Raw genomic sequence first — 12,424 nt, forward strand, 5'->3', positions numbered from 1 at the left:
TAGTATTTCAACAACATGACTACATAAAGTAGTCTACTATTCCTGAACTTTATCAAATAATGCTAAAAAAACATCTTTCAAATCATCATTCATAAGTGGCATTCCGATTCCTTTGAACATCAAACTTATATGTTCAATTTTTTGAATAAATTCAGCTCGGCTTACACGAAATATTTCAGGATTCATCCAAATATCAAAAAGCATTGTAAAGGTTTCAGCTGCTTGCTTAGGAAAAGCAACTTGCAATGAGCCGTCTCGATTGCCCTCATCAATAATTTTTTGAATACCTGGTGCAACAACTTGTACGCCCTCTGTGATGCGACTATAAACAAATTCAGCAGAATTCATTTTAAAAGGGATTGTGGATAAATCTTCTTCCTTTGTGCTTTGAGAAATTGAAAAGGAAATGCCTTGTCTTAAACGTTCTAAAGCATTTAAGTTTTTTAAATCTGATATGTCATTAAAATAATTATTTGCCGTTAGCATTTCCTTTGTGATGGCATCAATAACATCAGCACGGGTTTTAAAATGATGATAGAAGGCTCCTCTAGTAATATCCCCCACATCATCTACAATCTCTTGAATCGTTACATTATCCCAACCGTTTACAGTAAATAATTTAACAGCTGATTCAATTATTCTTTTTCTCGTAACTTCTGGATATTTATTTCTGGCCATAAAATATCTCCTTATAGATACATTCGAATGTATTTATAATACTAGAGGCAGTTCTTTAAATTGTCAACAATAGACTATTTGTGAGAATCACTTAAGAAAATTAGAAAAGAACTAGTAGAGATAAGCCATTTAGCATATATTTTGAGTTTAAATGGAGGTAAGATCCGCGTGTTTTTAGGTAAATTAAAGTCTACTCCTAATAAGTAAATGAACTTCTGACGATACATTTAATGGAGAAAAAATGTAACACTTTATCCGAAAGTATTTTTCTTTACATGGAGGAATAGTCATGCAAATATGGATTGATCGATGGACACATTTATTAAAACAGCTTGAACAACAAGGAGCTTGGATGCATCCACTTGAGATAAAGCCTGTAGCGACTGAGCAAGAGCTATCAATGGTAGAGATGCGGCTTGGTGTTCCGATTCCTTCCGAGTTCCGTGATGTATTACTTCATTGTTCTCGACAAGTGGGAGTGTATTGGTCTTTACCTAATGAGGCACTACTCCCTATTGAGCTGGACACGCCTTTAGGTAATTTTGGTTGGAGCTTGGAGGAACTCGAATTCCCTGATTTTGGTGGAGATAGTGAAAATGAAGATGAACAATTATATCTACAATTTCATACGGCTGGAAACGGTGATGCACTTCTTATGAAGGCTGGGGATGGTTCCGTTTGGTATTGGAGTCATGAGGAGGATGAGTTCGACCTGCTAGCCTGGAGTTTTAGGGATTATATAGAGAGGGTTACAACTTTAGGATGCGTAGGAGTAGATTGTGGACAGCATCGACAGTTTTGTAGTGAGGATGGACTGGATTTAAGCCTGACCAACTCTCAAATCTGGCTAAAGTGGCTTGAACAATATTTAACTTCAACATGGAAGGAAGCTATGTATCATCTGGATTCTTTACTAATATATGTATCGATGCATGGTGTGAAAGAGGAAGAAGTTCAACAAGCATTTACACGGTTCGATTCTAGAAATGTGTATACTGTACTTCGTAATCAAATTGAACAATCACAGCGTCTAGTAGATAAAGAAGCATGGTGTAAGGTGCTAGTAAAGGTTTGTGCAACAGAGGCAAGTGATTGGATAAGGACACTTTGGAAAGACCGAAATGATATACCTAGTTGCATTCGAGATTATTTAACAGCCTTCTGTCTACCAGAAGAAGAGGGGCTATCTCTTGTTCTTCAAGATATTCAGAAAGCGCAAATTGATTCTTATACAGCTTTACATCGACTACGTCATTTTCATAGCTCAAAAACGATAGCTTGGATGAAACCCTATGTTTCCTTTCCGATAGGTGGATGGGATCAGCTTTTAGTCGAATCACAGCCGAGTGCAGAAACATTATTTGAGTGGTTGAATGGTAGTGAAGTAGAGCGCCTAACAGCTATACGAGCAGTATGTCAAATGATGCAGCAGGAAATTAAGCCGTCAGATCAAGTAGATAAGGAGAAATGGCTGCAATTGCTTGCATTTTGGAAGGACAATGAAGTACTACGAAAAAATAAACAGCTATTTAACCAAGCTCTAGAAGGCTTGAATCATTGGTGAAACCTATTGTAAGGAGGAGAAATGCTTGAGCTTTTTTACTATATTTGCTTCTTTGAATAATATAGAGGATATCGATTGTAAGATTTCTGATGTTTTTAGTAAAGGTTTTACTGTTGAAAAAAATGAAGATGAGTATCTCATAAAATCCAAAGCATTATTTAATAAATACAAATTGATAATTAGAGTGATGTCTGAAGATACAAACCCAGAATACTTTGCGAATAATATTCCTGGAATGATGGGCTTTTACAACAGTATTCCTTTTGAAGATGACAATTTAAAAGAATTAGTGTTAACGCAAATTTCTGTGTTAAATACAGTAATTGCAATTGAATCTGAAAAAGAGATAAAGGATGAACAGATGCAGTTATTTACAAATCTACTATCAGTGATAGGGGGTATTGGCTTTGTACCCAATGGCACCTTATTAGACAAAGAAGGAGAAGTCATTGTTTATCCTGATGGACAATCGGGACCATCCAACTTTAGACCTTATGCCTGTACACAAAAGGTGAGGGGACAAGAGGTGACATCGGAAGAAGGCCATCAAAGAAAGAATAAAACAATAGCCTATTTAAAAGAAAAGGGTATTCCATATACAGATTCACTCCCGCAACTTCCACCAATTGAGGCTTGTCAGTTTAGAACCAAAAAGGATATTGCTAGGAGAGCTGCAGCTTTACTAATTGTTATTCAATTTGCTTGTGATGTGGCACAAGGAGAAAATGTAGAGGAATCAAGAGACTTCTTTAGCAGTATGTTGCGTAAATATGAAGTAGAAGACATTCTAACTGACAATGAAATAGCCTTTTTATATAGTCAACAACCAAATGCACAGGAAGCCATTAATATTTCATGGCAATATGAGGCTTATTGGACACTAATTTGGGTACTTGGATTTGTTGACAAGCTTGATTTTCCTGATGAAGTATGTGATTGTGAGTTTGCTATTCAAGTTATTTCTAACTGTGAAACGTTTGAGCAATTTTATCTTCAAACTACGATGCGTAGCCAGGAAGAAATATTGGATGAAGCCGACAAGACCTATAGGCTACACTGGGCTTGCGTAGACAGTCGTATACAAAAACGAATGACTCCTGCTGATGTAAATGAAAGTATTGTTATGGAAAGGCGCAGAGGCCTATTCTGGTTGATTGGTCATCACAATGAAGACTGGGATACGATTTCGATGGATACTTAAAAATAGCAAACTAGAAAAACTAGTTTGCTAAATGCTATAAAATTTATTCGATGTAATTTGGAATACTTACTTTATCGATTAAAAGGATGCCATCAAATTGATCACGAGGAACAAAGCTCTCTTGCATAACTCCCCAACTATAGGATATACGTGGCTCAAACATCCATGAATTACCTCTTTCATTTTGGCGATTTCGTAAATCAATAAATGTGTATGGCTTCTTCGTTGAGGAAAGGATATCCTCAGTAGATCCTTTGACTGGAGGTAATACAGACCAAGTTTCACGTGCATTGCTTGCATTTTCTCCACTTGCCATATATAGACCAAGTACATAGCTATACTTTTTATAGATGTCTGGTAGACGTTCACCCATTAAGTTTAGCGCATAAGGGGAGCCCATTACTTCAGATTGGGCCTTGCGAATATGGTCATTATGTGCCCAAACAATAAACTTTTCAGTCGGATAAATCTCCTCTGCTAGCCAAAGTAAATTTTCCAACATGCCTTGATCCCGCCATTCCATAGTTTTAAAGAATGAATCATATTTATTTTGCTCAGTATCAATGTTTGATTGAATAGATAGTTCTACATACTCTTCTGCTAAGCGTATACGGTCAGCTAATGTACGCTCCATAAGCTTTGTAATATGAGGCTCGCTCGGATAAGCTGCTTTTAACTCTTTCTCTTTAAGTGGTATTTGTGATTTTACTTGTTTATACACATCGATAATGCTTGGTTTGGCCTTTTGATATCCTTTTAAATCCTTGCTGTAGGTCCAATCTACAAGCTGATTCTCTACCTCCCTGAACTGTTTAGCAAGCTGATTATTTTCTAGCCATCCCCCATCTGTAAAGGCACCTTGTTGTTGAATATCAAAGCCAGCTAACATAAGAGGCTGCTCTGTAGATTGGGTTTTCTTAGTATACTCAAATAACGGTAGGGTCTCTTTTGACCACCATACACCAAAAATTCCATCCTTCATTGTCTGCTGAGCCGATTGCTTATCAATTTTCCCCTGAGCATTCATAACGTTCCCCATACCACTTTCAAAGGCAAGGACGTTGTAGCCCATTTCTTGGTGTAAAAACTGAATGATACGTGTTTTTGCTAGGCTAAACTCTGCTACACCATGCGAGCTTTCCCCTAAAAAAACAATACGCTTATCGTGTAATAAGGGCTTTAGCATCTCTAAATCTTCAAATTTACTGGATGCAATTTTTGTTGATTCAAAGGATTCAGGCTGAATGGAATTTAAACTATATGCATGGTCATTCACCCAATTCTTCCAGTCTTGTAGTGCTTCATTAGATGTACGAGCTTGCTTTACTTCTGATCCCTGCTCTAAACTTGTCTGCTCTGCTATCTTTGGAGCAGCCACTGCCGCATTTGCATTCCCATTAAATGCTATAAAACTTGTCAATGCAATACTTAAAGATAATAGCATTTTATTTCTTTTCCCTTTTGTCATTGTTCATCAATCCCTCGCAATAGATTGAACCCAATTATACGCAGGTAAGTTTAAAGTTAAGGAGATTTCTGTTTAAATTTTGTTTAAATTTGGATTTATGTCTTGAATCAGGAAGATAGATTAAAAAACCTCCAAAAGTGTGATATCGAAAAGATAGGACACTTTGGAGGTGTTGTATTTAACTTATTTATAGTGGTATGTACTAGTCCTGTGATTGTTGCGTTGTATTTGATTAAACCATGCACGATCCTTTTCTTCCTGCTTTAGTGTATTAACAATTGTTGATGAGCAGCTAATACAAATTTTTTTCTGTGTAATTTGCCCACATCGTTCACAAGGGGCACCTAGATTAGGGAAAATTGAATTTTTTAATTTTCCTGCCTTCACCCATTTATAAAGCAGCTCCACGGAAACCCCTGTTAATGCAATGACCTCATCATTTGTTAAATAGCGATTATTTTTTCTCAGTAAAAAATGATGTAGTTCAGAAAATATATCTTCCTCTCTCACATCAATTGTTTTGACAAATCGGTGCATAGTAACTTCTCTCCTTATCCTTTCAATTGATAATTTTTCCAATATCTTCGTTTAAGATGATTGACTGTTCATCATACTTATAATTTTCCCAGCGATTGCGAGCCAATTTACGATATTTATTGGAAACATTTCGATCTGCAATTAATCGAGAGAATCCCTTTTTCGCTTCAGTCATGTCGCCAAGTCGTAGGCTTAATTCTGCATGTAAATATTGAATTCTTTCACTACCTTCTTGATTGGATGCAAATGATTTACTGTAAAAATCCCTTGCCGCAAAAAGGTAGCGCATTTCTGATTCCTGATCCTCTTTTAAGCGATATAACCAGGCAATTTTTAAAGCGAAATTTGCCATAAGAAGTGATTCTTCCATAGATGCCCTGGACACTAAATAAGCAAGCTTAAAACTTATAATGGCATCATCCACTGTACGCTCTTGACAGATGTTCATAGGTTTTTGAAGCTCTTTAATGTACAGCTCATCGATAAGGAGCATGAAAGGCCCATAGGTTCTTGTCATGGATTTATGGTAGGCATAGCCACAAAACGGACAAACAGCGACTTCATATAGCAATGGATTTAAGCCCTCATAGACGGGCATGAAATCTGTTTGCTCTTCGACAATTTTATAACGATTAGGACGTACCTTATAAGTGGTAAAGTGCTTTTTGCAAAACTTACAATCCACACTACTTTCATAGTAGTAAATGTTAAATGCCATAAGAATCAACTCCTTTACGCTGATTTATTAATTATTTCTTTTGTTCTATATTTACGATGGGTATTATCGTTCAATGTATTTAATTGATTATCTTTCATTTTAACAATTCTATGTTCTTTGGTATACTCCTTTAGCATTATTAAAGTGAAAATATTATTACTTTTTTGTTTGTTGAGGTTTCTATATGTATTTGCAATAGTGTTTTTCAGTATAATGAATAAAAGTTAAATGGATTATGCTTTAATGTAGGTATTTGTAACTATTTATGTTGATGGATGAAAATGGAGTGTGTATGATGGATTGCAAAATTGTTTTTTTTGACGTAGATGGAACACTTATTAATTATGAAGATGGCTGTATTGAAGAAAGCACAAGGAAGGTAATAGATGAGCTAAAACAGAGGAGAATTCGTATTGTTGCGGCTACAGGTAGACCTTTATCAATGTGTCAAAGTTTAAGAAACATGGGTATAGAGACATTTATAACCGCAAATGGTGCATATGTTAAGCATCAAAATCAGGTAATACATAAAGTACCAATTGACAAAAATATAGTCCAAGCAGTTCATGCCTTTGCTAATGAGAATAAACAAAGTCTTTCATTTTTTACAGAACAATTATTTATGAATAACGTACACAAGCCAAGGACACTTAAAGCCCTGCAAGAAACATTATCTTTATCTAAATTTCCTGAATTTCATGAAAATATTGTAGAACAGGAAATTTATCTAATGTGTTTATATGCTAATGAAGATATTGAGCAAATATATACAACACAATTTCCTCATTTAAAATTTAAAAGATGGCATCCGTATATTACGAATGTATTGCAATCTGATATTTCCAAATCGATTGCTGTTCAGGCTGTACTTGATTATTTCAATTTAAGTTCTGAGGAAGCACTTGCGTTTGGCGATGGCGATAATGATATAGATATGTTAGAACAGGTTGGTTTTGGGGTTGCAATGGGTAATGCAAGTGAGGCATTGAAGAATAGTGCTGATTATATAACGAAGAAATCCATTGAAGGGGGTATATATTATGCCTTGAAAGAGCTACAAATAATTTAAGAAAGTAATTATTTGGAATCGAATAATATTTTTAGTAAATTTAGAGGGGATGTCAAAGTAAAAAAAGATTGAAGCTATGGCACTCATAATGTTAACTACATTGAGTATGATAAAGCTAACGAAAGTTATTAAAATGCTTTAGGTGGGATGATTTTATGGCACATCATGTACAATCTCTTATTGAACATTACGGGTATTTTGGCATAATTCTTATCCTAGTTGGAGGGATTGTCGGGCTGCCTATTCCTGATGAAATATTTTTAACATATATAGGATATAGTGTATATCGAGAAACACTAGAACATGTTCCGGCATTACTTAGCGCAACTATCGGTGCAATAGGTGGCATTACTTTAAGTTATTATATAGGTTTTCGATTCGGGCTACCTTTGTTACATAAATATGGTCCGAAGATTCATATTACTAAGCAAAAAATTAATTTTACTAAAAAATTATTTACGAAAATAGGACCAGCCTTATTACTAATCGGTTATTTTATTCCAGGTGTACGCCATCTTACCGCATATGTAGCAGCCATTAACAACTATCCTTATAGAAAATTTGCCATTTTTGCTTATGCAGGCGCGTTTATTTGGACATTTACTTTTATTACATTAGGAAAAGTATTAGGTGAGAAATGGCGCTATGTGGGATTTTACTTATCTCACTACAGTATTTATCTTATCGTAGTATTCATCATATTAATGTTGGTCATTTATTATTTTTTCAAAAAAAGAAATAAATAAGGGTCTGATTCTTCTAAGCGAATAAGACCCTTATTTATTTTTAAGGTAAGATGGCAAATGAACGAACAGGGAATCCAGACGCTCTTTCTGGTTTCGGTACAATATTGAATATGACAGCCCCTTTTGGCGGTAGCTGATCCAAATTTGTTAAAAGCTCAATTTGATAAGTGTCTTGCTCAAGTACAAAATATTCACCATCTAACTTACCATTTTTGCGAAAATCCGCTGCTGAATCAGTGTCGAAAGTCTCGTGACCAATAGCGTTAATTTTTCGTTCTTTAAATAAAAACTGTAATGCCTCTAATCCCCAACCTGGTATATGATTATGACCCTCAGCATCCTTATTATTAAAGGCATCCTTATTAGGCCAACGCTTACTCCAATCGGTACGTAGGGCAATAAACGTACCTGCTTCAATTTCTCCATGCTCAGCCTCAAAGTCAAGAATATCCTGAACACTTAAGGTAAAATCATTATTTTGCTCGACTTCCTTCGATTTATCAATCACGATTAAGGGTAGTACTAATTCTTTTAAATCCAAATCTTCTAAAAAGCGTGTGTCCCTAACAAAGTGGATAGGTGGATCGATATGTGTTCCATATTGTCCAGGAAAAGTGAATTGCTGCGCAAAGAAACCATCATCATGTGAAAATAAGGTTTCAAACTTTGCATCCTCAAACATAAAGAAGTGAGGTGAATTTGGTCCAAATGTATGTGTTAAATCCACCCATTTTCTTGATTTCAATAGCTGCACTGCTTGTAAAAGTTCATTCGACATCGTATTTACCTGCTTTCTATTAGTATGAGTTATTCCTGCTTGTCTTACTTGTCCAATCATAACCACAAAAAAGAGTCCTCCTTGGAGAAGAGGACTCTTGTGTAAAGCAACAAATGTTAGTCTTCTCATCTTCAAGGCAAACATTTTGCCAATTGGAGTTAGCACCATACCTATAGGCTGGTTGCTGAGACTTCATAGGGCCAATCCCTCCGTCTCTCTTGATAAGAAATGCAATATAAGAATTTTCAGAAATAACGATTACAAATACAATAGCATATTTATTTATAGTTTACAAGTTCAATAGGGATACAAGGAAAACGTGTAACTTTTTATTCTTTCTGTTACAGCCATGAATTTTTTTGAAGACCTTGTGTAATTAGGGATTGATTTGTTTTTTTTGTATTGATTTTTGTAAAAAGTAATTTTCGCCAATGGCTTTAATATGCATGTCTTTTATCAGTAAATGTTGAATTAAAGTTTCTATATTTTTTCTGGTAGTAAAACAAATTGAAGTTTAGTATCAGGCGAGTTTGGTCGTAAATAATCCAGTTTGCTAGTTTTTGTACCTTCATGTTGACTTTTCTCCATACTTTTTTGAAAGCATTGTACTATGTAAATGAAACATTCCACTTTTTAAATAAAGCTCCAATGCTCCTTGTGTTATAAGGCTAGTATCATAATCAACCATTCCTTTTAAAGCTAGGAAATGTTTAGAAATTAGACTAGGAAGTACGGTAACCCCAACGTGCAATCCAGGGAAGATAATCTTAAAAGCCCAAAAGTGCGGAATTCATTTACAATTTTCATCATGGAGACAGGGCTTCGTTAGTCAATAGGAATTTAAATTCATTGATAGAACATAATTTATTATGTGGATTGGGTCTCCTAAAATATAAAAGAAATATTTGACATTTAAATAGTTAGGTGCCATACTACATGTATGGTTAAAGATAAAAATAAAATGTATGATATGAATGCTGCTCCTTCGTTTGCTCAATCGAAAAGTCAAATTGAACGTTACCAATTAGAAGTTGATGCACAGGCTATACTTGTCGCATCGAGATTAATGGCTGCAGGTGCGATGCTAGGAAGTGCTGCGGAAAACCATTTTTCTAAATTTGGTTTATCTACAGGTCGCTATCGATTATTAGCTGATCTTGAAGACAATGATGGTGAAGAATTGCCATCTCAATTAGCAGAGCATCTTGGGATAACAAGAGCTACTGTGACAGGTTTAATTGATATTTTGAAAAGAGATGGACTAGTTTCACGGCGTTTGAGTCCAGAGGATGGTCGTCTAAAATTAGTGACATTAACTGAGAAAGGAAAAAAACAACTATCAGATATGGCTCCAGAACATTTTGCTTGGTTAGAGTCAATTGTTAACTTTCTAAGTGTCGAGGAGCGAGGGGTTTTTCTTGAGTTATTAGATAGAATAATGCAAGGAATTGCAGCGAGTGATGATAGCTCATATGATTAAAAGAAACAAAAAGGTTAGCTGGTAGGCTAGCTTTCCTTTTTGATATATAGTTAGGTGCCTAATTATATATCGTGGAAAAATGGAGGTCTAAAATGAAAACGATTAACGAAGTTGAGGATATTCATCAAGAAAATAGCTTTATTCTATGGCAAGAAGTATTGCTTGCGTTTGTTATGCCTACCATTATGGCTGGAATTGGAGGGCTTTTCACCAGTGATGTCTCACTATCAATCCGAGCTTGTACTTCTATTGGTGGATCTTCAGCAATAATTGCTTGGGTAATCGGGTTATGGTTTCAAAAACGTGGGATTTATAAAAGTCGGATTGCTTTTGGACATTATTCTATAATTGTAGCTTTATTTTTAAGTATAGGGCTTTTATTAGGGTTAATCGGTGCTTGGATAACATTCATAGTAATGAATTCCTTTATTCAGCATCAACAATTAAATGCATTTTATTTTCTTTGGATAGATCTCCCCTTATCTTCCACAATTGCTAGTGGACTGATTGCTTGGAGATGGAAATATAGTATTCATAAAAAAATTCATAGTGGAGGCGTTAAAAAATGATAGTAGTAATTGGAGCAACAGGAATGATTGGTAGAGAGCTAGTAAAAAGCTTAATGAAGAGGGATACTCAAATCCGAGTAATTAGTAGAGATCCAAACAGGTTATTAAATGAAGTAAACAGCTTAGATTGTTCTGCTGTAGAATTTATGGCAGCAGATGTCTCTAATCCCGAAAATTTACATCGCGCACTGTCTGGGGCTAGTCAGTTGTTTTTAGCATTATCCAATACACCAAGGCAGGTTGAAATTGAGCAATCCATTATTCAGAAGGCAACTGAAGTCGGTATTGAGCATGTTGTAAAAATTTCTTGTCCTCTCTATCAAGAAAGCAGTCCAGTAGCTATAGCTGGATGGCATCAAGAAATTGAGCAAACATTAATGCAATCAGGCCTGCAATATACAATATTACGTCCCTACGCATTTATGCAAAATATACTTAAATGGCGGGACACCATTTCTTCCAAAGGAGTATTTTTTGGTTGTATGAGAGATGCACAATGCAATTTTATTGATTGTAGAGATATTGCAGATGTGGCAGCAGAAATATTTATGAATAGGAAATTAGCAGGTCGAATATATACACTTACAGGGGCAAAGGTGTACAGTTATCCACAAGTAGCGGAAAAATTAACCATTCTTCTTAATCACCCTGTCCGCTATATTGATATGGACCCAGATATATTAAGGCAAAATTTGATAAAGCATAATGAGATGCCAATCTGGTTAGCGAACCATGTTGTTGAAATTCAAATAATGTCTGTAATGGTGCCAGAAAAACCTACTGATACAGTTAGGCGCTTGTTAGGGAAAGAGCCACGTTCATTAGAAGCGTTTTTATATGAAACGAGAGAGAAATTTTTATAAAAATATAAGGGGCTCTTATGAAAGAGCCAATTTGTAAAAGGTGTTGTTACCAATTTAAAACTAATGAAAGCTTACAACATTCACTATCTGTAAACACAATCCGAATATTATCTGGTGTATAGTTTGTTTCAAATGTCATAGTAATACCAGACGAGATGATTAACCTTTCAACTTCTGATTTTTTTGACTTCTGTGCGGCATCCATAAGATCATGTGCAAATTGTTCTGATCCGTCAATTTTATCTGTAAGTAGCTGAATCTGCTGCATAATTCTCTTTACTCGCATGGCGGAAATTTTCAACTTATTTGTATTGACAGCTGGAAATGGATTGGTATTAATCGGGTTTGTCGGCATAGCTAAATATCTAGCTGGTTGGTGATGTGCTGGAGGATTTACTATTGCCAATGTTGGATAATAGGTAGGATAGACAAATATCGGATAAGGGTTGTAATACAACTAAATTCCTCCTATCCACTTGCTAATACTATATCTTATGTGCAGCGGGGACTTTCGGTGTTCGCTACTTCTAGGGATTCACGTCTAGGGTATTATCAAATCAATACCTAGGATGAGTGAAGAGAAAATTTAGCCGATTGAAAGTAAGGAACCTGATAAGAGAAAGGGTTAGAGCTAATCGAAAGTGAACCAACCTGATCAAAAAAGGAAGGCACCTGATCAAAAAGAAGTCTAGGCTGATCAAAAGTGAAGGCAACCCGATCGAAAACAAGCTTAGGCTGATCAAAAGTGGAGGC

Annotated in this window: 14 protein-coding genes and 1 riboswitch; of the genes, 7 read left to right on the top strand and 7 right to left on the bottom strand. The window is 35.5% G+C overall.

What is annotated here, in order from left to right; genetic code table 11:
• Positions 1–36: 36 nt before the first annotated feature.
• Positions 37–678 (bottom strand): TetR/AcrR family transcriptional regulator, encoded by a 642-nt coding sequence (locus B2R82_RS03490; RefSeq protein ID WP_286923545.1) that lies wholly within the window; start codon positions 676–678, stop codon positions 37–39.
• A 289-nt stretch (positions 679–967) separates the two neighbouring features.
• Here B2R82_RS03490 and B2R82_RS03495 point away from each other — a divergent pair, with 289 nt between their 5' ends.
• Complete coding sequence (locus tag B2R82_RS03495) at positions 968–2,242, top strand: SMI1/KNR4 family protein (RefSeq protein ID WP_286923546.1); 1,275 nt, start codon at positions 968–970, stop codon at positions 2,240–2,242.
• Between the two features lie 25 nt (positions 2,243–2,267).
• Positions 2,268–3,443: a DUF4272 domain-containing protein gene (locus tag B2R82_RS03500; protein WP_286923547.1), complete on the top strand. Its 1,176-nt coding sequence runs from the start codon at positions 2,268–2,270 to the stop codon at positions 3,441–3,443.
• A gap of 43 nt (positions 3,444–3,486) precedes the next feature.
• On the opposite strand, the gene B2R82_RS03505 is transcribed toward B2R82_RS03500, so the two are convergent.
• The 3 genes from B2R82_RS03505 to B2R82_RS03515 form a co-directional block, all read right to left on the bottom strand.
• The gene (locus B2R82_RS03505; protein ID WP_286923548.1) at positions 3,487–4,911 is read right to left on the bottom strand and encodes an erythromycin esterase family protein; all 1,425 of its coding nucleotides are present in this window, start codon (positions 4,909–4,911) and stop codon (positions 3,487–3,489) included.
• A 183-nt stretch (positions 4,912–5,094) separates the two neighbouring features.
• Positions 5,095–5,448, bottom strand: a complete 354-nt coding sequence (locus B2R82_RS03510; RefSeq protein WP_286923549.1) for a hypothetical protein — start codon at positions 5,446–5,448, stop codon at positions 5,095–5,097.
• A 22-nt stretch (positions 5,449–5,470) separates the two neighbouring features.
• Positions 5,471–6,166, bottom strand: coding sequence for a DUF2225 domain-containing protein (locus B2R82_RS03515; RefSeq protein ID WP_286923550.1), 696 nt, complete (start codon positions 6,164–6,166; stop codon positions 5,471–5,473).
• Between the two features lie 295 nt (positions 6,167–6,461).
• Here B2R82_RS03515 and B2R82_RS03520 point away from each other — a divergent pair, with 295 nt between their 5' ends.
• Together B2R82_RS03520 and B2R82_RS03525 are read left to right on the top strand one after the other, a co-directional pair.
• Positions 6,462–7,235 (top strand): Cof-type HAD-IIB family hydrolase, encoded by a 774-nt coding sequence (locus B2R82_RS03520; RefSeq protein ID WP_286923594.1) that lies wholly within the window; start codon positions 6,462–6,464, stop codon positions 7,233–7,235.
• 155 nt (positions 7,236–7,390) lie between these two features.
• Positions 7,391–7,981 carry a DedA family protein gene (locus B2R82_RS03525; RefSeq protein ID WP_286923551.1) on the top strand — a complete coding sequence of 197 codons (591 nt, stop codon included), beginning with the start codon at positions 7,391–7,393 and terminating at the stop codon, positions 7,979–7,981.
• A 40-nt stretch (positions 7,982–8,021) separates the two neighbouring features.
• Here the strand turns inward: B2R82_RS03525 and B2R82_RS03530 are convergent, their stop codons facing one another.
• Positions 8,022–8,759, bottom strand: a complete 738-nt coding sequence (locus tag B2R82_RS03530) for a cyclase family protein (RefSeq protein WP_286923595.1) — start codon at positions 8,757–8,759, stop codon at positions 8,022–8,024.
• A 122-nt stretch (positions 8,760–8,881) separates the two neighbouring features.
• Positions 8,882–8,987, bottom strand: a riboswitch (SAM riboswitch).
• A gap of 712 nt (positions 8,988–9,699) precedes the next feature.
• Between B2R82_RS03530 and B2R82_RS03535 the strand changes: the two genes are divergently transcribed.
• The 3 genes from B2R82_RS03535 (at position 9,700) to B2R82_RS03545 (ending at position 11,671) form a co-directional block, all read left to right on the top strand.
• Complete coding sequence (locus tag B2R82_RS03535) at positions 9,700–10,239, top strand: MarR family winged helix-turn-helix transcriptional regulator (protein ID WP_286923552.1); 540 nt, start codon at positions 9,700–9,702, stop codon at positions 10,237–10,239.
• 92 nt (positions 10,240–10,331) lie between these two features.
• Positions 10,332–10,808, top strand: a complete 477-nt coding sequence (locus B2R82_RS03540) for a hypothetical protein (RefSeq protein WP_286923553.1) — start codon at positions 10,332–10,334, stop codon at positions 10,806–10,808.
• Positions 10,805–11,671, top strand: coding sequence for an NmrA family NAD(P)-binding protein (locus B2R82_RS03545; RefSeq protein ID WP_286923554.1), 867 nt, complete (start codon positions 10,805–10,807; stop codon positions 11,669–11,671). The genes B2R82_RS03540 and B2R82_RS03545 overlap by 4 nt, the downstream gene beginning before the upstream one ends.
• Before the next feature lie 46 nt (positions 11,672–11,717).
• Here the strand turns inward: B2R82_RS03545 and B2R82_RS03550 are convergent, their stop codons facing one another.
• Positions 11,718–12,128 (bottom strand): hypothetical protein, encoded by a 411-nt coding sequence (locus tag B2R82_RS03550; protein ID WP_286923555.1) that lies wholly within the window; start codon positions 12,126–12,128, stop codon positions 11,718–11,720.
• Positions 12,129–12,235: 107 nt separating this feature from the next.
• Positions 12,236–12,424: hypothetical protein (locus B2R82_RS03555; RefSeq protein ID WP_286923556.1), on the bottom strand; the 189-nt coding region annotated here is incomplete at its 5' end.

The sequence above is a fragment of the Lysinibacillus sp. UBA6686 genome (assembly GCF_002455205.1).
Classification (GTDB): Bacteria; Bacillota; Bacilli; order Bacillales_A; family Planococcaceae; genus Lysinibacillus; species Lysinibacillus pakistanensis.

Coding starts and splice junctions, on each gene's coding strand:
- B2R82_RS03490 (WP_286923545.1), bottom strand. CDS start 678: ATGGCCAGAAATAAATATCCAGAAGTTACGAGAAAAAGAATAATTGAA.
- B2R82_RS03495 (WP_286923546.1), top strand. CDS start 968: ATGCAAATATGGATTGATCGATGGACACATTTATTAAAACAGCTTGAA.
- B2R82_RS03505 (WP_286923548.1), bottom strand. CDS start 4,911: ATGACAAAAGGGAAAAGAAATAAAATGCTATTATCTTTAAGTATTGCA.
- B2R82_RS03510 (WP_286923549.1), bottom strand. CDS start 5,448: ATGCACCGATTTGTCAAAACAATTGATGTGAGAGAGGAAGATATATTT.
- B2R82_RS03515 (WP_286923550.1), bottom strand. CDS start 6,166: ATGGCATTTAACATTTACTACTATGAAAGTAGTGTGGATTGTAAGTTT.
- B2R82_RS03520 (WP_286923594.1), top strand. CDS start 6,462: ATGGATTGCAAAATTGTTTTTTTTGACGTAGATGGAACACTTATTAAT.
- B2R82_RS03525 (WP_286923551.1), top strand. CDS start 7,391: ATGGCACATCATGTACAATCTCTTATTGAACATTACGGGTATTTTGGC.
- B2R82_RS03530 (WP_286923595.1), bottom strand. CDS start 8,759: ATGTCGAATGAACTTTTACAAGCAGTGCAGCTATTGAAATCAAGAAAA.
- B2R82_RS03535 (WP_286923552.1), top strand. CDS start 9,700: ATGGTTAAAGATAAAAATAAAATGTATGATATGAATGCTGCTCCTTCG.
- B2R82_RS03540 (WP_286923553.1), top strand. CDS start 10,332: ATGAAAACGATTAACGAAGTTGAGGATATTCATCAAGAAAATAGCTTT.
- B2R82_RS03545 (WP_286923554.1), top strand. CDS start 10,805: ATGATAGTAGTAATTGGAGCAACAGGAATGATTGGTAGAGAGCTAGTA.